Source organism: Thermanaerothrix sp. (assembly GCF_056331585.1).
This window is the reverse complement of the sequence record NZ_JBWGPQ010000031.1, coordinates 1-20,770: the sequence shown is the minus strand read 5'-3', so window position 1 is coordinate 20,770 and position 20,770 is coordinate 1. Positions and strand designations below refer to the sequence as shown.

22 protein-coding genes and 2 pseudogenes are annotated in these 20,770 nt (G+C 58.2%); 12 read left to right on the top strand and 12 right to left on the bottom strand.

Annotated elements, in window-relative coordinates; all coding sequences use genetic code 11:
* Positions 1-7: 7 nt before the first annotated feature.
* Positions 8-658 carry a hypothetical protein gene (locus AC01YT_RS10570; RefSeq protein WP_476675247.1) on the bottom strand — a complete coding sequence of 217 codons (651 nt, stop codon included), beginning with the start codon at positions 656-658 and terminating at the stop codon, positions 8-10.
* Between the two features lie 59 nt (positions 659-717).
* Here AC01YT_RS10570 and cobS point away from each other — a divergent pair, with 59 nt between their 5' ends.
* Genes cobS through amrS form a run of 4 tightly spaced genes read left to right on the top strand, consistent with a single transcriptional unit; the run spans position 718 to position 3,518 of the window.
* Positions 718-1,461, top strand: coding sequence for an adenosylcobinamide-GDP ribazoletransferase (cobS, locus tag AC01YT_RS10565; protein ID WP_476675245.1), 744 nt, complete (start codon positions 718-720; stop codon positions 1,459-1,461).
* Positions 1,462-1,498: 37 nt separating this feature from the next.
* A complete protein-coding gene (locus AC01YT_RS10560) occupies positions 1,499-1,759 on the top strand; it encodes a hypothetical protein (RefSeq protein ID WP_476675243.1) in 261 nt (86 codons plus the stop codon).
* 26 nt (positions 1,760-1,785) lie between these two features.
* Positions 1,786-2,334 carry a bifunctional adenosylcobinamide kinase/adenosylcobinamide-phosphate guanylyltransferase gene (cobU, locus tag AC01YT_RS10555; protein WP_476675241.1) on the top strand — a complete coding sequence of 183 codons (549 nt, stop codon included), beginning with the start codon at positions 1,786-1,788 and terminating at the stop codon, positions 2,332-2,334.
* A 56-nt stretch (positions 2,335-2,390) separates the two neighbouring features.
* Complete coding sequence (gene amrS / locus AC01YT_RS10550) at positions 2,391-3,518, top strand: AmmeMemoRadiSam system radical SAM enzyme (protein WP_476675239.1); 1,128 nt, start codon at positions 2,391-2,393, stop codon at positions 3,516-3,518.
* Here the strand turns inward: amrS and AC01YT_RS10545 are convergent.
* Positions 3,515-5,140 (bottom strand): elongator complex protein 3, encoded by a 1,626-nt coding sequence (locus AC01YT_RS10545; protein ID WP_476675237.1) that lies wholly within the window; start codon positions 5,138-5,140, stop codon positions 3,515-3,517. The genes amrS and AC01YT_RS10545 overlap by 4 nt on opposite strands.
* Before the next feature lie 48 nt (positions 5,141-5,188).
* Between AC01YT_RS10545 and AC01YT_RS10540 the strand changes: the two genes are divergently transcribed.
* Positions 5,189-5,944 carry a class I SAM-dependent methyltransferase gene (locus tag AC01YT_RS10540; RefSeq protein ID WP_476675235.1) on the top strand — a complete coding sequence of 252 codons (756 nt, stop codon included), beginning with the start codon at positions 5,189-5,191 and terminating at the stop codon, positions 5,942-5,944.
* 3 nt (positions 5,945-5,947) lie between these two features.
* Here the strand turns inward: AC01YT_RS10540 and AC01YT_RS10535 are convergent, their stop codons facing one another.
* From AC01YT_RS10535 to cysK, 4 genes are all read right to left on the bottom strand, one after another.
* Positions 5,948-6,601, bottom strand: coding sequence for a hypothetical protein (locus tag AC01YT_RS10535; RefSeq protein ID WP_476675233.1), 654 nt, complete (start codon positions 6,599-6,601; stop codon positions 5,948-5,950).
* 161 nt (positions 6,602-6,762) lie between these two features.
* Positions 6,763-7,215, bottom strand: a complete 453-nt coding sequence (locus tag AC01YT_RS10530) for an OsmC family protein (protein ID WP_476675231.1) — start codon at positions 7,213-7,215, stop codon at positions 6,763-6,765.
* A 231-nt stretch (positions 7,216-7,446) separates the two neighbouring features.
* Positions 7,447-8,211 (bottom strand): serine O-acetyltransferase EpsC, encoded by a 765-nt coding sequence (gene epsC, locus AC01YT_RS10525; RefSeq protein ID WP_476675265.1) that lies wholly within the window; start codon positions 8,209-8,211, stop codon positions 7,447-7,449.
* A gap of 34 nt (positions 8,212-8,245) precedes the next feature.
* Complete coding sequence (cysK, locus tag AC01YT_RS10520; RefSeq protein WP_476675229.1) at positions 8,246-9,208, bottom strand: cysteine synthase A; 963 nt, start codon at positions 9,206-9,208, stop codon at positions 8,246-8,248.
* Between the two features lie 412 nt (positions 9,209-9,620).
* Between cysK and AC01YT_RS10515 the strand changes: the two genes are divergently transcribed.
* Together AC01YT_RS10515 and AC01YT_RS10510 are read left to right on the top strand one after the other, a co-directional pair.
* Positions 9,621-9,941, top strand: coding sequence for a hypothetical protein (locus AC01YT_RS10515; protein WP_476675227.1), 321 nt, complete (start codon positions 9,621-9,623; stop codon positions 9,939-9,941).
* Between the two features lie 45 nt (positions 9,942-9,986).
* Positions 9,987-10,070, top strand: a pseudogene (locus tag AC01YT_RS10510) (hypothetical protein); the annotation flags it as partial.
* Positions 10,071-10,154: 84 nt separating this feature from the next.
* Here AC01YT_RS10510 and AC01YT_RS10505 read toward each other — a convergent pair.
* Positions 10,155-10,658: a DoxX family membrane protein gene (locus tag AC01YT_RS10505; RefSeq protein ID WP_476675225.1), complete on the bottom strand. Its 504-nt coding sequence runs from the start codon at positions 10,656-10,658 to the stop codon at positions 10,155-10,157.
* 275 nt (positions 10,659-10,933) lie between these two features.
* Between AC01YT_RS10505 and AC01YT_RS10500 the strand changes: the two genes are divergently transcribed.
* Positions 10,934-11,848, top strand: a complete 915-nt coding sequence (locus AC01YT_RS10500) for a VOC family protein (protein WP_476675223.1) — start codon at positions 10,934-10,936, stop codon at positions 11,846-11,848.
* A 170-nt stretch (positions 11,849-12,018) separates the two neighbouring features.
* On the opposite strand, the gene AC01YT_RS10495 is transcribed toward AC01YT_RS10500, so the two are convergent.
* From AC01YT_RS10495 to AC01YT_RS10475, 5 genes are all read right to left on the bottom strand, one after another.
* On the bottom strand, positions 12,019-12,690 hold the full coding sequence (locus tag AC01YT_RS10495) for a DUF4013 domain-containing protein (RefSeq protein WP_476675221.1): 672 nt from the start codon (positions 12,688-12,690) through the stop codon (positions 12,019-12,021).
* A gap of 97 nt (positions 12,691-12,787) precedes the next feature.
* Positions 12,788-13,201 carry a hypothetical protein gene (locus AC01YT_RS10490; protein ID WP_424912924.1) on the bottom strand — a complete coding sequence of 138 codons (414 nt, stop codon included), beginning with the start codon at positions 13,199-13,201 and terminating at the stop codon, positions 12,788-12,790.
* Positions 13,202-13,299: 98 nt separating this feature from the next.
* Entirely contained in the window at positions 13,300-13,569 is a 270-nt protein-coding gene (locus tag AC01YT_RS10485; protein WP_315625432.1) for a cyclic-di-AMP receptor, read from the bottom strand.
* Positions 13,570-13,572: 3 nt separating this feature from the next.
* On the bottom strand, positions 13,573-13,932 hold the full coding sequence (locus AC01YT_RS10480) for a cyclic-di-AMP receptor (protein WP_476675218.1): 360 nt from the start codon (positions 13,930-13,932) through the stop codon (positions 13,573-13,575).
* The gene (locus AC01YT_RS10475) at positions 13,929-16,325 is read right to left on the bottom strand and encodes an MGH1-like glycoside hydrolase domain-containing protein (protein ID WP_476675216.1); all 2,397 of its coding nucleotides are present in this window, start codon (positions 16,323-16,325) and stop codon (positions 13,929-13,931) included. Before AC01YT_RS10475 ends, AC01YT_RS10480 begins: the two co-directional genes overlap by 4 nt.
* Before the next feature lie 868 nt (positions 16,326-17,193).
* On the opposite strand from AC01YT_RS10475, the gene AC01YT_RS10470 reads away from it, so the two are divergent.
* The 4 genes and pseudogenes from AC01YT_RS10470 to AC01YT_RS10455 all read left to right on the top strand — a co-directional run.
* On the top strand, positions 17,194-17,826 hold the full coding sequence (locus tag AC01YT_RS10470; protein WP_424913052.1) for a hypothetical protein: 633 nt from the start codon (positions 17,194-17,196) through the stop codon (positions 17,824-17,826).
* Positions 17,827-17,904: 78 nt separating this feature from the next.
* On the top strand, positions 17,905-18,534 hold the full coding sequence (locus tag AC01YT_RS10465) for a hypothetical protein (protein WP_476675214.1): 630 nt from the start codon (positions 17,905-17,907) through the stop codon (positions 18,532-18,534).
* Between the two features lie 76 nt (positions 18,535-18,610).
* Positions 18,611-19,819, top strand: coding sequence for a signal peptidase I (locus AC01YT_RS10460; protein WP_476675212.1), 1,209 nt, complete (start codon positions 18,611-18,613; stop codon positions 19,817-19,819).
* Positions 19,807-20,770, top strand: a pseudogene (locus AC01YT_RS10455) (hypothetical protein); the annotation flags it as partial. The gene AC01YT_RS10460 and the pseudogene AC01YT_RS10455, both read left to right, overlap by 13 nt.

Sequence of the window (20,770 nt, the reverse complement as noted above, 5' to 3'; positions counted from 1 at the left end):
TATCCTGTCAGGTAAGATGAGCGAACAATCGCCGCGCCGTGGGCATCAGAACCCCGGCGATTTGAAGCATCAACAAACTGCACAAAAGAACCAACAGCACGAAATGGGCCTGAATTCGCACCGCATCGCCCCCGAAAATGGGCGATTGGGGATGCAAAATGGTCTCCGTAGCTCCTAACTGCCACCATAAGAGGCCCGCAAACGCCGCGTTCAAGAACGCCAACACGCGCGGCTCACGCATCAGCCACTCGGCGATCTGAAACGCCAGGCTGACCCCCCACAACATTAGCGGCACCCGCCAGCGCGGTTCTTCCCAAAAAACGCCGCCCCAAATGGTTATCTGAAGATAGAGCGACATTGGGAGATAGGTGGACCAAACAAACAACGCCGTCCACCCCAACGCCGTTGATCGTTCTACCCACACCAGACGGCGAGTCAACCAGAAGACCAGCCCGGCCACGCCGGCCAGCATATAGGCTGCCTTGCCCACCCACACCCAGGCCCCATGCAACAGCACCAGGCGCAAGGCGGTAACCAGCACACGCTCGGTCGGGCCCAGAAGGGTCACCACCGCGATCAATCCCAGCGTTATCCCCATCCCAATCATCCAATAGGAACACCGCCAAACAGGTCTCTCGGATGATAGCAATGCCGGCATGTTAGGTTGACCTCCGGGTATAATTTTACCGCCACGCCCTTGCTTTCAGGAGTTGTGTTTTGCGTCCCTCTTCTACTGGCTCTCTCTGGCGGGGTTTACGACTGGCTCTGGCCTTCCTCACCCGCTTGCCACTGCCTTCACCTCACCCCGCAATCCCTTTTGAGCAGGCGTTGCCCTGGTTTCCCTGGGTGGGTCTGCTGTTTGGTGGAATCAGCCTTGGACTCGCACAAGCACTGTCAAGACTCTTCTCGCCTCTATTGGTGGCGTCATTAATCCTCTTCGCCTGGGCGGTCTTAAGCGGCTTTCTCCATCTGGACGGTTTGGCCGATTGTTGGGACACCCTCTTTCCGCCCCTGCCACCCGAAAAGCGCTGGCAGGTGCTCAAGGACCCACACCTGGGTGCCTTTGGCGTCATCGGCTTGATGCTGCACCTACTGGTCAAACTCATGACGTTGCTTGCCGTACTCAATCTGCACCCCCTGGGCGTGTTACTCGCCCCGGTATGGGCGCGCTGGCTGGTGCTGTGGGTGGGGCGGTTACCCCCTGCCCGTCCGGAGGGGTTGGGAGCAACATTTGTACAGGCAGTCACCCCGCGCGCCCTACTCTGGAGCAGCCCACTACCGTTGCTTGTGATTCCCCTCGGCGGTTGGCATAGCCTGATCGCCCTGCCCCTGGCGGCTGCGGGCAGTGCCGCATTGGGATGGCTGGCACAGCGCCGTCTGGGTGGCATCAGCGGCGACGTGTTGGGAGCCGTCATCGAGGTGAGCGAAACGCTGATCCTGTTAGCCTTCGCAATTCCCTGAGGTGGTGGTTCTTTTCAAATTTTGGAGCATAAACCCGATGAATACTCGCTTGAAAATCTGGTCTTTGCTTCTCATCGCGCTGATCATCTATGTGGGACTGGGGTTGGTCTTTCACCTCGGTTGGGAAGCCGCCCAAGCTGAGTGCCGGCACGCTCAAGCCTCACAAGGTGAGTTCGTCGAGCCAGCGGTCTTTGCCTTGCCACTACGCCTGGCATTTGACCTGACCTACTGGCCGGTTTATGCTTGGGCTAACTTGTACCATGACGGCGTCCTTTTTGCGACGCCCTGCACCCATTGAGATGACCCCGGAGAGAAGAACCCCTTATGGCGTCACGTGTGACCTTCATCCTCGGCGGAGCACGCAGTGGTAAAAGCCGCCATGCTCAGCACCTCGCCGCCGCTCACCCTCACACTCAGGTGCTCTTTGTTGCCACAGCTGAAGCCGGCGATGACGAGATGGCCGCGCGCATCGCCGCCCACCGTGCCGAACGACCATCTCATTGGCACACCCTGGAAGAGCCACGCCACCTGGCTGCCGCCATCACGGCCTGGCAGCCCGAACCAGAACTCATCCTGGTGGATTGCCTGACCCTATGGGTCAGCAACCTTTTGCTCAGCCTGCCCGAGCCGCTGGATCCCACTACTGCTGAAACCCTGGTACAAGTCGAAACCGAAGCCCTGTTGAAATGCATTCAGACCAGCCGCGCCGCCTGGATCATCGTCTCCAACGAGGTTGGGCTGGGGTTGGTGCCGCCCTACCCTCTGGGGCGGCTCTACCGCGACCTGCTGGGGAACGTCAACCAGCGCCTGGCCGCAGCCGCAGACGAGGTGATTTTCATGGTAGCGGGGTTGCCCATGCGCCTCAAAGGTTAACCCGCCGCAACCCTTGACCCCAGCAGTATAATAAATTCAGAGGAAAGGAGGCTGAAATGGTCACACTGGCTGACCGTTTGGACGCCATGACCCGCCCCGGTGAACTCTATACTCGCCTGGAAGACGACACTGTGCAGTGCTATGCTTGCGCCCACCGCTGCCGCATCAAAACCGGGCGGCGCGGTATTTGCCAGGTACGGTTTAACCGCGATGGGGTGCTATATGTCCCCTGGGGCTATGTAGCCGCCTTACAGGTAGATCCGATTGAGAAGAAGCCTTTCGCCCATGTCCTACCCGGCAGTGAGGCACTGACCTTCGGTATGCTCGGTTGTGACTTTCACTGCAGTTTCTGCCAGAACTGGCTCACTTCGCAAACCTTGCGCGACCCCGCGGCGGGAATACCGGTTGAGTCCCTACTCGAGATCACCCCGGAAGAGATGGTGAATCTAGCCCGCCGCAGTGGTGCTGCTGCCATTGTTTCGTCCTACAACGAACCCCTGATCACCTCGGAGTGGGCAGTTGCTATCTTCAAACAAGCGCGCGAAGCCGGCCTGTTGTGCGCCTACGTCTCAAACGGCAACGCCACGCCTGAAGTCCTGCAATATCTACGTCCCTACCTGGACGCCTACAAAGTAGATCTCAAAACCATGCAGGATAAGCAATACCGCCAATTGGGCGGGGTATTACAACACGTCCTAGACACCATTAAAATGGCCCACGACCTGGGGTTGTGGGTTGAGGTGGTCACGCTGGTCATCCCTGGGTTCAACGACAGCCCGGAAGAACTGTGGGAAGCCGCGCGCTTCCTGGTTTCGGTCTCGCCGGATATTCCCTGGCACGTGACCGCCTTCCACCCCGACTACAAGATGACCGACCCGCCCCCCACCCCGGCCAAGACACTGCTGCGCGCTGCCGAAATCGGGCAAGAAGCCGGATTGCACTTCGTCTATGCCGGGAACCTGCCCGGGCGAGTCGGGAGTTTGGAAAACACGTACTGCCCCCAGTGCCAGGCGCTCCTGATCGAACGACGCGGCTACATCATCCTGGACTATCGCCTGACCGCCGCTGGAACCTGTCCGCAGTGCGGCTACAAAATCCCCGGCATCTGGCCCAAAGACCCGCGTGAGGTGCGTCTGCACGGCTGGGGTTACCCGCGCCCGGTGCGCCGCCTGATTACTCCTTAGGCCAGTTCGCGCACCATGTAGTAATCGCCGCGAGCAAAGCCGCGCTGCTCGTAATATTGCCGCGTTCCAATCGCCGCGATCACAGCTAAGCGGCGGTAACCACGTGCACGGGCTAGGGCCTCTGCCGCCTGGAGCAAGCGGGTGCCAAGACCAATGTGCTGCGCCGCACCGTGCTGTTCGGCGCCCACCGGCAGGGATTGACCGTACACATGCACCTCACGGATCAGCGCTGCCCCTTCCAGGTCGGTAAAAGGCAGTTGCGGTGCCTCAGGCAAGGGAAATGAAAGGCGCAGGTAACCTGCCAGGCGGTCATCCCGAGTCACGTAATGCAAGAAGTGCTCTTCGGCATAGGCGGCGCGATAGGTCAAATCGCTGAAGGTCAGGTGTTCCAGGGCTACCGGGCGATCGCGCACCTCGCGGCAACGGATACAGCGACACTGCTGGCCGCGCCGTGCCAGTTCAGCCAGCACGTCCTGACGCAGGCTGGTGCGGCGATTTCCCGCCACCACGTAGGTCGAGGGAATATCGCGCACCACGCGATTGATGCGGCAGTACTCCGGAACGGTAGGTTTAATATCGGCGATCAGGTCAATCAAAGTTTCGGTTGAATACGGCTCATAATCGCCGCGCTGCCAATAGGCATATAACTCAGTGTTTTCCAACAACTGGGTGGGGTATATTTTGATCTCATCCGGGCAAAAATCCATCCAAAGGCGGGTAAAATCAGCCCGGTCAGACTCAGGGGTCGCCCCCAGCAGGTTGGGCATCCAGTGCATCACAATCTTAAACCCTGCGGCGCGCAAGAGTGCTGCAGCGCGCAGGGTCTCAGCAACGGTGTGCCCACGCTGGTTAAGCGCCAGGATGCGATCATCCAACGATTGCACCCCCATTTGCACTTTGGTCACGCCCAGATAGCGCAACCAGCGCAATTCGTCCGGGGTAATTTCATCCGGACGGGTCTCGATGACCAGGCCCACGTTACGATGTGGTGCCGTCTCATTGCGCTGCTGGGCTTCACTTAGATCCTCTGAATCCGCCTCGTTCAGCGCGTCCAAGCAGCGTTTGACAAACCATTCCTGATAATCGCGGCGATAGGCACTCCACGTCCCCCCCAAAATCAGCAACTCGATTTTATCCGTGGGATGGCCGTTGGCCTGGTAAGAAAGCAAACGCGAACGCACTTGGCGGTAAGGGTCAAATTCGTTCTGTAGTGCCCGCTGCGCTCCCGGCTCATCGGGCAAGTAACTCTTAGGCATGCGCACATCGGTCGGGCAGAAAATGCACTTCCCCGGGCAGGGGTATGGCTTGGTCAGCACGGTGACCGTGGTCACGCCCGAAAGCGTGCGCACGGGTTTCATGCGCAACTTGGCCAGCAACGCCACGTCCTCGTTCAATTGCCCCTGCTGCACCAAGTGACGATAGGCCGCCACCAGCACCGATTTGGCCAAATGCCCGCCCTCTGGGAGCGGGTGACGACGAATGGCCTGAGCCACGTCTTCCCCGGCTTGCACGGCTTCGATGATACGCTGGGCCAACGCCAGACGTTCTGGCGTCAGCGCATAGTGCCGTTCCCAACGCTGCACCTTCTCATCCAAAACTACGGTTGAGTAATCCTCACTCATCTTCACACCACCGTTAAAAGATCCCTTAACCCAAGTATAATCGCAAACGTGAAACCCGAAATCGCGGCCAAATTACTGGCGCTTAACGCTCAATTTTATCAGACCTTTGGCCTGGCGTTTGCAACCACCCGCCGACGTCTCCAACCGGGGATTTTACGCGTCCTGCCACGCTTGCCCCTGACGGCGCAATGGCTGGATTTGGGGTGTGCCCACGGTGAAGTGGCACGCTGGCTGGCTCAGCATCATTTTCAGGGGCGCTACCTAGGGCTGGATTTCAGCCCGGCACTACTGGCCGAAGCACAGGCTTGGGCAAACCATCTACCGCCTGCTCTGGCAACTCGTTTTACCTTCCGCCAGGCCGATTTGGGTCACCCGGACTGGGTCATAGCATTAGACGATGCTCGCTTTGAGGTTGTGTTGGCATTTGCCGTCTTGCACCACATTCCCGGCCAGGTAAATCGAGAGCGCTTGCTTCATCTAGTACGAGCACATCTTGAACCCGGCGCAACCCTGGTGCTCTCGGTGTGGCAATTTCAGCACAGCCCGCGCTTGCTGGCTCGTCGCCAGCCCTGGGCACGGATCGGCATTGATGAGGCCGACTTGGAACCCGGTGACACTTTACTAGACTGGCGCCATGCCCTGCCGGATCAGAGCGAAAAAGTGGGCTTGCGCTACGTCCACCAATTCAGCCGGGAGGAACTGGACGCTCTGGCTGTGTTCAGCGGCTTTCGCGTGGAAGAGACGTTCGAATCCGATGGTGAGGGCGGGCGATTGGGGCTGTATCAGGTGTGGCGAGCCGTATAACGCTCACGGCACAATCTGGCGCAGGGTACGGGTGTGCAGGTCAAATTCCAGTTGGGCACCGTTCGCCGCTTCCAAGCGCAGCACACCTTCTTGAGCGGTAACAATACGCAAAGTCCCAGCTCCGGCAGGCCCTTCAACCCATTCTTCCTTCACCGCGCCTTCGGGCAGGACGATCAGCGCGCCTTGTTCCGGCATATAGGTATGGGCACCCGCATAGACCCATATCCATTGACCGTCCACCTCGCCCTGCCAGGCGTTGCGGGTGGTGAAATCATCCGGGCTAACCGGTGCGGCCACGCCTTCCACAATGCCCGGCTCGCGCGGCAGACTCTGCACGGCCAGCGGCTCTGGCGGGCGCAACGCATTCGGATCGGCAGGTTTGGTCGGTGCGGGGCGGGATTGTGCTAACGCTCGTGCGGCTTCCTGGGTCTGTAGCGGGGCTATTTTCTGTTTCAGAAAGGCCTGTTGTTCGGGGTCTTGGAGCACAGCCAGCGTCTGCGTGTAGTGCGCCAGCATCTGCTGCTGCCAGGAGGTAGCCTGACCGGGCGCTGCCACTGCCTGGCGCTGAGAATAAAGCCCCAACCCGATCCCCAGACCCACCAAGATCAATAAAAGGGCAACATACGTCCCTTTTCTCGATAAATGCCTGTTCACCATTCAACTCCCGATCGGATCTGAACGGCGGAGTTTAAAACCCAATCAAATCCGATGCATCCCGATTATACATCAAAGCCCCCGCCAGTGCGCAGGCCTCGCGTTTTGGCGATGAGAAAACTGGCGAGGGCTAATAGGTGGAGCTGAGGTCACACCAACCGAAGTTATGCTATAGAGGCTTCCTGAGCAAGCACCAATTCAATTGGCGTTGCATGACCGATATTGTCGGATATTGGGCAGCGAGCTTCGATCTCGCGGATAAATGCCTCTTTTCCCTCCGGAGTCAAATCCCCTTCAACGCGGAGATAAACCCGAATTTGCGAAGCCCCTACTCGAACCGTTGGGTTCCTTCCCAGAAAGCCATCGGGGTCAATATCCCCTTCAACCCGTGCACTGAGATTACGTACAGGCAAATTGCGCTGTTGGGCAACGATTTTACCTACCGTCAAGAGGCAACTGGCCAGACTTATCAGTAAAAATTCTAACGGGGTAGGTCCGGCATCACTGCCCCCCATCTCGGCCGGTTGATCCACGTGCACAATGTGATGACGGGCGTGGGTTTCAACCCTGAAACCATTGATCTGACTTGCTTCAACGGATACTGTTTTGAGGGACATGGTTGTTGGTCCTCCTTCTACAACTAAAGGTAATAAGGTAGTGATGAAAAGGGAAAACCGACATAAGGCTCGTGCAACGGGTTATACGTGTCCCTCGGCCCCACCATCTAACCAAGGCCTTCATGTTCACCTCTATCCGACAATAGGGCCACCTTTGAGAACTCTTGCGGTAATAAGAGATGCAAGAGTTCCCGCTATGATTTATGCGCTCGCATGTATCCCGCGGACAACTTAGATGCAGAAATCTTCGCCGCGCCAGATGCCATCCTCAGGCGGATGCACCAACGGCGGACGCTCTAGCGCCTGTTCGTGATGATGACCGTTCCCATTCTTGCCGTTCGTGGGCGGAGCTTCGTGCTGGGCGGCCAGGGTGTGCACCTGTTTCTCCAGAGCCTCCAAGCGCACCAGCACCGAAGCCAGGGATTGCCCAATCGCATCCGGCAATTTGTCGTGCTGTAGATCGGGGGCGGTGGGGCGCGGTTGACTGCGCACCACCACCTGCCCCGGCACTCCAACCACCACCGAATTCGGTGGCACCGACTTGACCACCACCGCGTTGGCGCCAATACGACTGCCGCGCCCGACCACAATATTGCCCAGCACCTTGGCTCCGGCACCGATCACCACGTCATCTTCAATCGTAGGGTGCCGTTTGCCCTTTTCCAGGCTTACGCCACCCAGGGTGACCCCGTGATACATGGTCACGTTATCACCCACTTCCGCGGTTTCACCGATCACAACCCCCATGCCGTGATCAATGAAGAAGCGCCGTCCGATCCTCGCTCCGGGATGGATCTCGATCCCGGTTAGGAAACGGTTGAGGGTGGAGAGCCAACGGGCGAGTAACTTGAGACGGTGTCGCCAGAGCCAATGGGCTGCCCGATGTAGCCAGATGGCATGCAAACCCGGGTAGGTCAGCAGTACTTCCAGAAATGTGCGTGCCGCTGGATCACGCTCAAACACCGATTCAATATCTTCGCGCAACGTTTGAAACACCTTTCCTAACATAGTCGCTCAAACTTTTCAGCCTTTACTGCACAGCCTTTGCTGCTAACATCTCTTCGGCTAGGTCGGCAAACAACTGTGTGCTGAGATAGCGCTCACCGAACGAGGGGATGATCACCACGATCAACTTGCCCGCGTTTTCAGGGCGCCGTGCCACCTGCAACGCTGCCCACGTTGCCGCGCCGGAGGAAATACCGACCAACAAGCCCTCTTTGCTCGCCAGTTCGCGCGCGGTGCGAAACGCATCTTCGGCCTTAACGCGGATGACCTCATCATAGATGCTGGTATTAAGGACATCCGGGATGAACCCCGCACCGATGCCCTGGATGGGGTGCGGACCGCGTTGACCGCCCGAAAGCACCGGCGAGGCATCCGGCTCGACTGCAATTGCCTTGAACGAAGGTTTGCGCGCCTTGATCACCTCACCGACGCCAGTGATGGTGCCACCGGTGCCCACCCCAGCCACCAGGATATCCACCTGCCCATCGGTATCGCGCCAGATTTCCTCGGCTGTGGTGCGACGGTGAATCTCCGGATTGGCCGGGTTCTTGAACTGTTGCGGCATGAAATAGCGTGAGGGGTCGCTGGCGACGATTTCCTCTGCTTTCCGGATCGCCCCTGCCATGCCCTCGCTAGCCGGGGTCAGAATTACCTCGGCGCCGTAAGCGCGCAGCACTATCCGACGTTCTTTGCTGGCGGTCTCCGGCATGGTCAGGATGCAACGGTAACCCCGTGCCGCGCACACCATGGCTAGCGCAATGCCAGTATTGCCACTGGTCGGCTCCACGATCACCGAACCGGGGCCAATTTTGCCCTCTCGTTCGGCGGCGTCAATCATCGAAACCCCAATGCGATCCTTGACGCTATGGGCCGGATTGTAAAACTCCAGTTTTGCCACCACCTCGGCCACACAGCCTTCGGTCACCCGGTTCAGACGCACCAGGGGCGTATTGCCGATTAGTTCGGTCACATCACGATAAATTTTCATCTTGGCCTCCTTGAACCATTGGATATAGAGATAAATACAAAAAACCAATCCGCCTTAAAAAGGCAGTGAACCGCAGGCTCTCTTTCTCAGGAAGCGGGACTGCGGTTCACCGCCCGGCGGACTGGTTGTTCAGGTCTGAGTCAGGTACCACAACACTCAGGCCGGGGCAGCGTTTAGCCGCAGCCCCGCCCAGGACACGCGCACTGGCGTTTTCGCAGCATCACAAATCGCACAATAATTGTCCTCTTAATCATCAAAGCCTATTATAGGCAAAAACGGCAATCTGTCAAGAAAAAAGTGTCTTTCGTGGTATGATCAGCATGGGAGATTGGGGGGATACCGTATCAGGTTTGCTCTACCCTGTGACGGTTGACCAACTTTCCCTGCGCCTGACTTAAGAAGGGGTCGTCATATGTTGGACCTAACGATATCTTCTGCGCTTGCTGCAGATATAACTTGGCACGCCAGCCGCCAGACCTACTTAACTATCCGCTGGCTGGTTGACCATGATCGCATTCCCTATGCATTTTGTGCCTACGCCTACTTTCGCTGGGTGGGTGACTACTCGGATCAACCGACCTGTCCACCTGCCAACCGCTTGAACTTTCTTCACCGCCAACAAGAGGTGATCACCGCATGCAAGCAGGGGTATCTCCCTCCCCGGCTTACCCCATACGAAGACCTGCTGGCAGTCTTGATTCAATCCGATCCTGAGCCAGGGAGCGGCTTATGAAATAACTTGGTTATAAGGGCAACGCACGGGCTGTGCCATAACCTGATGCAATTAGGTTACCTTCGCCGCCCCCGCAACCGCCACCCGACCTACACCAACCTATTCTTTTGTGGCGCCAGCACGCAACCCGGCACCGGGATGCCCACCGCGCTGGTTTCGGCGCGCCATGCCGCCCAGCGCATCATCGAAATGCTGGGACCCAGGCACCTAAGTTCATTCCTCGCGCCGCTCCGATGGCAGCGGTTCCGCCACCAGTTGTCCTCCGCGCACCGTGGCACCGATGACCAGCCCGGCACTGATCAGCACCATATTCTTGAAAATATACTGACCTTCTAGGGTGGGCGCATACGGAAAGCGGTAAAACACCTCGGTGGGGAAGAGAAAAATCGGGGTAATGGTACCTAACATTTGAAAGAAGAGCAGGAACAGTGTAGCGCGCAGGTAAAGCCCCACCATTAGACCCAACCCGATCAGGGTTTCTAACGTTGCCAACAAGATGCGCGCCACATCCGCTGACAGCAACCCCAGGCTGAGAGTGGTGATGGTACGCGTAGCCAGGCTTTCCGCCGGGCTCAAGCCTGGAAAGAATTTCAACACCCCAAACCAGAAGAACACCACTCCCAGGCTGATGCGGAGTAACGTGATGCCGTGCCGCGCCATCCACGCGGTTAAGAGCGGATCTACGCGATGATAGAGGCTCAGCCACCAAGTTTTCATCCTAGACCACCTTTATTGTGATTTCAATCACAAAAAGTCTAATCCAAGGCCTCCAATAAATCAAGAGTAAATACACCTATTTTATAAGATTAGACCATTAATAGCACTCCGCACTCATATTTTGGACAATTTCAACCTTGACAGTTTAGAATGTATATTCTATAGTTGACATCTCACCCTCAACTTTGGGTAAAGCCCTCTGGACGAAAAGGGGCAGGTGCAAAAATCGGGATAGGTTCAACCCACCGTCTTACCCACCCAAAAGGAGCCCAATCATGAAGACCTCAAGCCCCAAAATCATCCCCCATCTCTGGTACGATCAAGAAGCCAGAGAAGCGGCGGAGTTTTATGTCGCTGCCTTTGGAAACGGCTCTCAGATCACCAACATCACCACCCTGCCAAATACCCCCTCAGGAGATGCCGACATCGTTTCGTTCACCCTCGCCGGCCAGCCGTTCATGGCCATTAGCGGCGGGCCGCTCTTCAAATTCAACCCCGCGATATCGTTCATCCTCAACTTCGATCCCTCGCGCGACCCGCAGGCACGCATCAACCTGGACGCATTGTGGACAAAATTATCCGCGGGGGGAACCATCCTCATGCCCCTCGACCAATATCCTTTCAGCAACCATTTCGGCTGGGTTGCGGACCGATACGGCCTTTCCTGGCAATTGATGTTGTCCAATCCTGCCGGCGAGGAACGCCCTTTCATCGCTCCCCATCTACTTTTCGTTGGTGAGGTATGCGGAAAAGCCGAAGAAGCCATCCATTTCTACCTTTCCGTATTCAAGAACACCCGCCTTGGGAATGTCTTTCGTTACGACGAGGGGCAACCGAAGATGGCAAGCATGATCATGTTCGCCGATTTTATGCTCGAAGGAGAGTGGTTCTCCGCGGCCGATAGTGCCCATCCGCATGAATTTGCATTTAACGAAGCCGTCTCATTGATGGTATATTGCCGGGATCAGGATGAGATTGATGCATACTGGGAAAAACTCTCCGCCGAGCCTGAAGCCGAGCAGTGCGGTTGGCTCAAAGACCCCTACGGCCTTTCCTGGCAAATCGTCCCGGCAGAAATGGACAAAATGCTCCACAGCGGAACCCCAGAGCAAATCGCAAGGTTAACTCAGGCGATTATGCCCATGAAAAAATTGCGCCTTACCGAACTACGCAAGGCATTCTACGGATAGCCTAACCCTGCGTCCCTTATTCCCAAAGCAGACCCGTGCGGAAAGCACACCTATCTATACTGTATCGCGTTCAACTGCTCTATCCATGCCCGCGCGTATCACCCACCCCATAAAAAAGCCGCCTGCAATCGAATCCAACGCAGGCGGCAAGGCTCCACAAGAAATGGAAACTAGGCTGCGGTAATCATCCCAAGATTCTCGAGGGCCTGGTTATAGGCCTGACCGTAAAGATGACCCATGACGGCCATGCCATAGACATAGGTAAGCAGCACACCCACAAAACACAGGATTACGCCCAGCGGCGCAATCAAGCCCACAACAAACGAACCCACCAACACGAGCAGATACGCTCCCGGCGCCGCGCGCACCAGGCGGAACACCTCACCGAAGTTTAACCCTGCCCCCAGTGAGCCTTTGGCCAGGAAGTTGGCATAGGCCGCCGGCAGCACCACCGCCAGGATCACGCCATAGACCACGCTGAACAGCCCTACACAGACCGAGATCAGCGTATAAACTGCAGTCACTGCATCCGAAACATTGGAACTGTCCATCCCCAGTAGCGAGCCAAAAATTCCCACAAACATCGAGAGCAACACAATGGGTAGAGCATACACTAGACCAATCACAAAAGCCTGAAAGCCCCGCGCCAAATCACCGCCAAAATCCAAATCCGGCAGCGGCTCCGGATCGTGCGTCATCACACGGCGGGTGACACTCAACCCCCACCCCAAGACGATAAACTGCCCAATAATGGGGATCAGACCCACCAGAGCGGGAATAATGATTTTGCGCAACCAATTCTTATCTTGAAAGACAAATCCAAAAGCGCGTCCAAAATCCATAACTGCCTCCTCATGATCCAAAGATATTTTCATCATAGCAGCAATCGGGCTGATGTGCAAGCCTCAGCCCTTTGCAATTTCCTTACGACTGCAACGTTCATGCCACGGGAGTCGTGGGGGCATTAATGGTCTCAAAATAGCCCCGCACTTGGGCATCGCTGTAGAACACCAGTGCCAGAATACCCACGACCAGCGCAATCACATTACCAAAGAGAATGCAGCAAATCTCCAGAATAGCAATCGTCTGCGAGAACTGTACCGGCACCGGTGGGTTCGCCAGCAGTTTGATCGCATATAGCACCTCAAACACCCCCAGAATCGCCGGGAGTACCGTCACCGGTGCACACAACAACCCCAGCCCCAACGTGCCCAGTACCAAAACGCCCGTCAGCCCCACCCCAGTTAAGATGTTGATGATGCCACTCACTAGCGTCAACACCCCGAGCGCCGTCACCATGCCCGGCTTTTCTAACGTTGGCCGGGGAGAAGCATATTGCGGTACCTCATTCATAAATGCACCACTCCTTTCCACTTGTGATCTCCATGCCCCAAAGCAGGACGTTTCACAGGTATCTACGCACAAAAAACGCCGAGGTTGCGTAAAAAGGACTAAAAATGCTCAAACCGCTCAATCGGGAGGACGAAAATCACCGCACGCTGTTCGCCAGGTTCAGTGGGAGGAGTCAATGCCTTGCGGATTACCTCCAAGGCCGCCTCCACCCGCTCCGCCTCCACCCCAACCAGCAACGTGGATTTACCGCGGCGCAGAAACCCCCCGGTCGAGGCAATACACGTTACCCCGAAGCCCGCCGTGGTCAGCGCACGTGAGACAGGGTCGTTATCCACATCCCGCACGATGGCAATGATCATCTTCATCATGGCTCAGACCTCCTCAAAGTGCTCCACCACCAGGCTGAACACGGTCGCCCCACCCACTGTGACCGGCGTGGGTACAGGCAGGGCTAGCGGGGCGCTTTCCAGCGGCACAGCGATGTATTCCACGCGTTGACGGCAGGTCTCGCGTAAATCTTGCAGCGCCTGCTCCTCACGGATTTCAGGCAACCCGACCAGCAGGGTAGCATTACGGCGACCCAAAAACCCGCCCTGACTGGGCAAACGGGTCACGGTAAAGCCGCGCCGCTCCAGAGCGCTCGCCGCGCCATCGGCATCCTGCGCCTGCACCACCGCCAGAAGCAACCGGTTGATCGGAGGAGAAAAAGAGGGATTGGCTTCGGAGTTCATAGCAACCTCCGTACATGGGATAAGCGATCAGCCACCACCTGATACGGCCCAGGACCTTCCACCTTGAGCGTTGCATGCCCCGGGAATGTCACCAAGGCATAATCCTGAAGAAATTGTACCGTTATTCCCTGATATTGTACTGTAATTGGGCGCCGAAAAGGGTTGGTAGGGGAGAGGATCACCTGATATGGAGAGATTGCAAATAAGCCCAGGGTGCGCAAGAAGAGCCCCAACGGCGCTAAGCCGTGTGCCGCATGAGGTTCTCCTAAGCCGCGGCCGCTTTCGGCATTATAAGCGGCCCAAACATCCCCACCTTGGGCCCAAGCCACGGCGATGCCTTCCAGCAAACGCCCAATCAAGTCGGCAGCCAGGTCACGGTAGCCGTAGCGTAGCAGGCCCTCCCCAAGGAACGTATTCCAAAGCGGAACGAGGATTTGACCATATCCATCCTCGTCACCATGTGGCCCCAGGCTGAGGCCGAAACGCCGCAAGTAGCGCGGTATAAGAGCGCGTTCCACCATCTGAGCCGCCCGCTGCGGCGATGGGATACCGGCCCACAGGGGCAAAAACAGGCTGAGATCCTCGAAACGGTACTCCCCGCTCATGATCTGCCCACGCATACCGGTGGGCAGACCTCGGACGATGACCTCATCCAAGCGCGTGAACAGCTCGGTGGTCACCGCCACCCCGTGATCACCGCGCCACATCATCTGGCGCGCCGGGATGACCACCTCCAGCTCCCCGCCCGGCCCCGCGCCGCGCAAGATTAACCTCAGGGGCAACGTCCCGCTTTCCCCCCTTTCCACCACCAGCATCAGGCGGCACGGCGACACCAATACCCGTTCCAGATGGAATTCCCCATCCCGCGCAAACTGCAACAGCACCTCACCCGCCGGCCAGAGGTGGGTTTGAGCATCGCGGTAGCGGTAGAAGGCAGCTTCACCATCCCAGGCGGCTTCAACTTCCTGGCGCAATGCCGCCAGGCGTGCCTGCAACCAGGGTAACGCCGTTTCATCCTGAACCTGCGCCGCAATCCGCATCAGACTCTGCCCCTCGCGGTAGAGCCAAGCCGCCAGGGCCGGGCTTTCCAGCCAGGGGCTTCCCATGCCAAAGCCGGCAGCGCCCGGGCGGCGAAAGATCGGACTGCTTTCCAGACCGGATTGATAGGGATGATCCCATTCGGGGAAGCCATCCTGGTCGCGATCGTGCGCGGGCTCAAACCAGAGGCGGTAAAACGCCATCAGGCGAGGATAGATCTCAGCCCACCAGGTGCTGTCGTCCTCAAAGTAGGGGAAGAGCCGCCAGGCCAGGGTTGCCAGCAAGGGTTGGGCCAGGTAACGCCCACGTTGTCCACTCAACCCCGGTCGCCAATCTACGAATCCTTTCGCATCTTGCACCGCCAGGAAGTTCTGCAACCACCCCCGCACCCAGGTCGCCCCGCCGGGCAAAAGCACCTGACTCAACCACCAGGCATCCAAGGCCGTCTGCCCGGCCCAGCGGTAGGAATAGTCGCTCCCATCGCCGCGCGCCGAAAAACCCTCTTCCGGCTGCCGCGTGAGCACAAACGAGGGATGAGGCAAGTGGGCGCTGGCCGGGACGCAAAAACGCCATATGGTACGTTGGGACTGCGCCAAAATAGTATCCCAGGTCGGGTTACCACTGACAATATGCACCTCCTGCACCGCCTGCTGCGCCCGCAGGCGGGTCACGTGCGCCTCCCAGGGCTCGCGCAAGCCTTTCAACGCGCGCTGGTAGGCCTCGGCCTCTTGTGGAGCACGACCCAAGGCCCAGGTCAGGGTTTCGCCCTGGCCGGGGCCTAGCGTTAGCGTCACGCTCAAAGCGTGGAATGGGGCTTCCACCGCCTGCGCCGCGGGGGTGCTCAGTCCTACTACCAGCACCCAACCCTGGGTGGTGGCTTCCAACCAAAGGTGTCCTTCGCGGCGGCGAGGGTGAAAGGTGCGCCCGTTATCCAGCAGGCGTAGCACCGCCGCCCACTCCAACCGCACCGTGCGCGGGTTCAAGCCGGTGTTGCGCAGGTGCAAGCGTCCCAGCAAGCGGAACGAATCGGGCACCCAAGTCTCCGCCCGCACCTCCAGGCCGGGAAACGGCGCCCCGCGCACCACCGCATACGCTGCCTGGGCTTCATCCACCTGGAGTGGGCGGTAAAAGCGCCGCGGATCGGTCACCGCCCACCGCCCCTGCACAAAGCGCGGAAAGAAGCGCAACTCGCGCACTCGCAACCCCAGGCGCGTGCTCAGCGCCAATGCCGGCGGCTCCCCTCCGCCCAAGTCCCACGCCCAGATGGCATCATCGGTATAACAAACCCCGCCGTGGCGCACATCCGCGGCCAGGATCAGCCGCCAGGGATCGTGAGGGATTACCGCGGGGTGCATAGGATTATTTTAGTCATCCTTGTATGGGAGGTCAAATGCCACTGACCTTACGGCCAAAAAACGTCTCTCTTTCCCCCACCCGGGGTGTAACTACGGCGCAAAGCCCCATATCCAAAGGGGCCTTCGTTGCGTCGGTTGATTTCCAACAGCGACGTACCGCTCTATTATCTGATAAATCTAACCTTAAATGGCTCAAAAATTCTTAAAACCTTCTTAGAAATCCTTAGAATTTTTTCACAAACGCTTGACAAGTCGTTTTGTCCTCGCTAGTATAAAATCAGATGGGGTACAACAAATCTGCGTGGCGGCGTTGAACTGCGGGGTGGGGTTCTGGTCGCCAATCCGCCCAGAGAAAAAAGGGGGGTACATCCCGCAGGGAGCCAATGGCGAAACCGGCCACAGATAGGGCCGGTTTTTTGGTTTCAACACCGTAGAACACAAACGAGGCGGCAGAAGGGCCACCGACCTGAAACGAAGTGGGAGCGTGCGCATCCCTCACCGCAGAAGCCGGCTTACCCCATTGCACCTTAACAAGCCGCCGAGTTGAGGCACACAAAAACCCTTGCTCCGGGTGGCGGCCCGGGCAAGGGCGGGGACACAGGGACACGGGTAGCGCCCGCTGTGCATTTCCATTATAGCACGCCCACCAGCAGAAGGCAACCGCTCGCCCCGGGTGGCGGACCGGGGTGGGCGACCCCAGCGTGAGGGAATGCCAGAGGCATGCTGCCCGTCCCGCCCGACGCGGAAAGGAGGTGAGAGACCGCTGCGGAGGATCAGGACGGGGTACGTCATTTTAAGCCACTTTGATCTCACTGCACCTTAAGAATTACTTTCTCTAAATCCTAAACAGAGAGAGGAGATATGAGCCATGACTAAGCGTCTGCCTCTGGCGTTTCTGGCCATCCTGCTGATCGTCCTGCTGGCTGGCCTGGGTGTGGCCTACGGTTTGTGGTCGGAGACCCTCACCATCAGTGGCACGGTGAACACGGGTGAGGTAGATGTGGGCTTTTCGGGGCCCTGGGTAGCCGAGTGGGTCGAGGTTAACGGTACACCCCAATTAGAACCAAAAGGTAAGGATGAGGCTGCAAAATGTTATGCCACGGCGATTGACTCAGACCTTACAAGCGACGGTAAGGAAACCATTAAGGTGACCGTCAAAGGTGCCTACCCCTCCTATCACTGCTTGGTCAAGTTTGATATTTCAAACCTTGGCACAGTGCCGGTGCACATTTCTAGGCCGAAAGCTGGAGAGGGTACCCCCTCATGGGTAAAAGCCTCCGCCTGCTACCCTGAATGGTATCAGCTCCACGCCCAAGAAAAAGCCTGGGCCTCGATCCTCATCCATTTCACGAATAAGGATGGAGTCAATGAGAACAGCGAATACACCTTTACCTTCACTATCGAGGCTCGGCAGTGGAACGAGGCACCAGCCACAGTAAATCAAGGAGACACTACCTGCTTCGCACCCCCCGAAGGAATTGAGCCCGTGCTTCAACAGTAACAATAACAAGGTTGTAGTCGGGGGCACCGTTCTGGTGCCCCCGATAAGACCTATTACTCTTGACAAAAGGAGAGTACTATGAGAACGAAGCCTCTGATGCTTCTTATGTTTCTGTTGCTCCTACTGCTGGGCGGTACCGGCATAGCCTATGCTCTATGGAGCGAGGTGCTCACCGTTGAGGGGACCGTTTATACCGGCGAGGTGTACGGAAAATGGACCTCGTGTATCTGCACCGATGAGGGACTAGATCCATTTCCTCCAAGTTGGCCATACCCCTACCCCAAGCCACAACAGAAGGACGTCGGCAGCACCGTTTGTGTGATTGACACCAAGGATCCTCGGATTCTTCATCTCACCATTTCCAACGGTTATCCCTCCTACTGGGGCAATTGCGAGGTTCACTTTGCCAACACAGGCTCGGTGCCAGTGGTTATCGCTGGGTATAAAGTAATCGCCGAGAATTTCAATCTTGCTTCGGGAAATGGCACCGAAGACGGTGAGATTTGGGTCAAATATTGGGATGGGGTAGGTACTCAAATGGAACCCTGCCCGGATGACTCTTGCGAACAGGCTTCCAGCTTACAGTTCCACATCGAGCAGCCCGCTAAAGAGAATACGAAGTACTTCTTCCAGGTTTTGGTTTGCTTGCGCCAATGGAACGAATATGCTACCCTCGAGCAATGCCTTACCGCCGCACCCGGTTACTAACACCACCGTAACGAGAGGGATAGGTGTTGTCGTTCGCCCTACCCCTTCAATTCCACTCCCCGGAGGCCTCCTGCTTATGCGCGAGTTCTTTCGTCACCGTTTGCTCACCTTTCGAAGTTCGCCGCACACCCAGCGCGCGGCCTGGCTGGCGCTGGCGCTCAGCGCCGCGGCGGTTTATCTTCTCGTCTACCTCCTTGCCCCCACCCTGGCGGCGGGGGTCAATTTCTACCTTGTCCAGCCCCTGGCCTGGCTACTCCTGGGTGGGGTGGCAGCCCTCCTCACCTGGGGCGGCTGGGCCACCTGGCCGCGCCCAACCCGTCTTCTGTTCATCTTTGCCCTTTTGCTCGGAATCATCCAAACCACCGCTTTTTTGCTGGCGGGTCTCATCTTTGGCCTGGGTTACTCCCCTTACGCCCATCGCTTCCCGGCCGTTTTGGGCAACCTGTGGTACCTGGCGGCTAGCCTGGTCGGGCTGGAGGCCGCCCGTGCTACCTTTGTTCGCCGCCTAGGACAGCACTCGCTGCTCCTGGCGGTGGCCCTGGGGGCGCTCATTCCCACCCTCCTTCTCATCCCATTAGGGCGCTGGGCTACTCTGAACACCCCACCGGAAATCATCGCCTTTCTGGGTGCCCACCTCGTGCCCGGCCTGGCCGAGGGATTGGTCGCCGCCCTGCTAGCCTGGCTGGGCGGGCCGCTCCCAGCCATTCTCTACCGCGCCTTGCCCCTGCTCTTTGAGTGGCTCTCCCCCGTCTTACCCAACTTGACCTGGTTGGTGCATGCGTTTATCGGCACCCTGGTGCCGCTGATCGGCTTTTTCTACTTACAGGGTTTCTTCCCCACGGCAGCGGAGCCTGACACCCCCGCCGAAGCGCCGACTTCTCGCCTGGTCTCGCTCAGCAGTTGGTGGTGGGTTTTGATCATCGCGCTAACCGCCTTCTGGTTCAACACCGGCTTTTTCGGCGTGCGCCCCTTCGTTGTCAGTGGCTACAGCATGAAACCCACTCTGATCGCCGGCGATGTGGTCCTTATCCAGCCGATCGCCCCCGAGGCCATCCGCATTGGGGATATCATCCAGTTCCGCCTGCCCGGTGGCTTGGTGGTGCACCGCGTGGTCGAGATCCAGCGCGAAAACAACCAACTCACCTTCATCACCCAGGGTGATAACAACAACGTCTACGATGATCCCGTCACCCCGGAGCAAGTGCAGGGGCGGGTGGTGCTAGTCATTCCCAAGATGGGTTGGCCGACCTTATGGCTTAAACAGGTGGTGCAATGGCTCTTTTGACTCGTTTGCGCCGTTTGCCTCGCCCACGCCTGACCTTCCAACCACCGTTGTGGAGCCTGGTGTTAGGCGTGCTCAGTCTCTGGCTGTTGACTCTCTTCATGCCGGTCGGTCAAACCTTATGGGCCGAGGGGCTGACCGTCTCCGGCGAGATCAACACCGGTCAATGGATCTTCACTGAGACCCCTACCCTGACCGCTACTCCAACTGCTTCGCTCACCCCGCAGGCCCAGGCAGGCACTACCATTAGTGGCACCAAGAGCGCCAAAACGCGCTGGTCAAACGGCCTGCCGGGGGATACCTTCATCGTCTTTGGGCAAATTTGCGTAACCAACGGGGGTGAGCGCACCACCGAAGGGCTGCGGATTGTAGACCAGGTAGAGAGCAAGCCCAAGCAGCAGGAGTGGCAGTCCCTGGTCAACACGCGTTTGGAGTTGACGCCCGCCGAGCAACTGGCGCCGGGTGAAACGCGCTGCTTTGACTACGAACTGGCTGTCCCCTGGTTAGAAGATACCGCCTACCGCAACACCGCCACGGTCACCATCCTCAACCATTCCGGTTGGCTGCCGGGAGGTAACCACTGCCCCGGCCCGGAACCCTGTCCCTTCGGCTTTACCACCCGCACCGAGTTCGAACCCCCTGCAATGGGCAAGGCCATTCCCGGACCCACCCAGCCCAATCCGGGTAATGATGAGGGCACGGCCATCCCCCTGCCACGCGGCTGGCAGCCCAGCCCCACGCCCACCGCCAGCCTAACTGCTAGCCCGAGCCCCACCTTGGCTTCCACGCCCACCCTCGCACCAACCGAGATCCCTGCTCTCCCCACCGAGACGGCTACCCCGCCCCTGCCACCCACCGCCACCCCGCTCCCACCGCCAACGGATCCCCCTGAGCCCACAGTCACGCCTGAGCCTCCGACTCCAACGCCAAAACCACCAACCCCCACCCTCACGC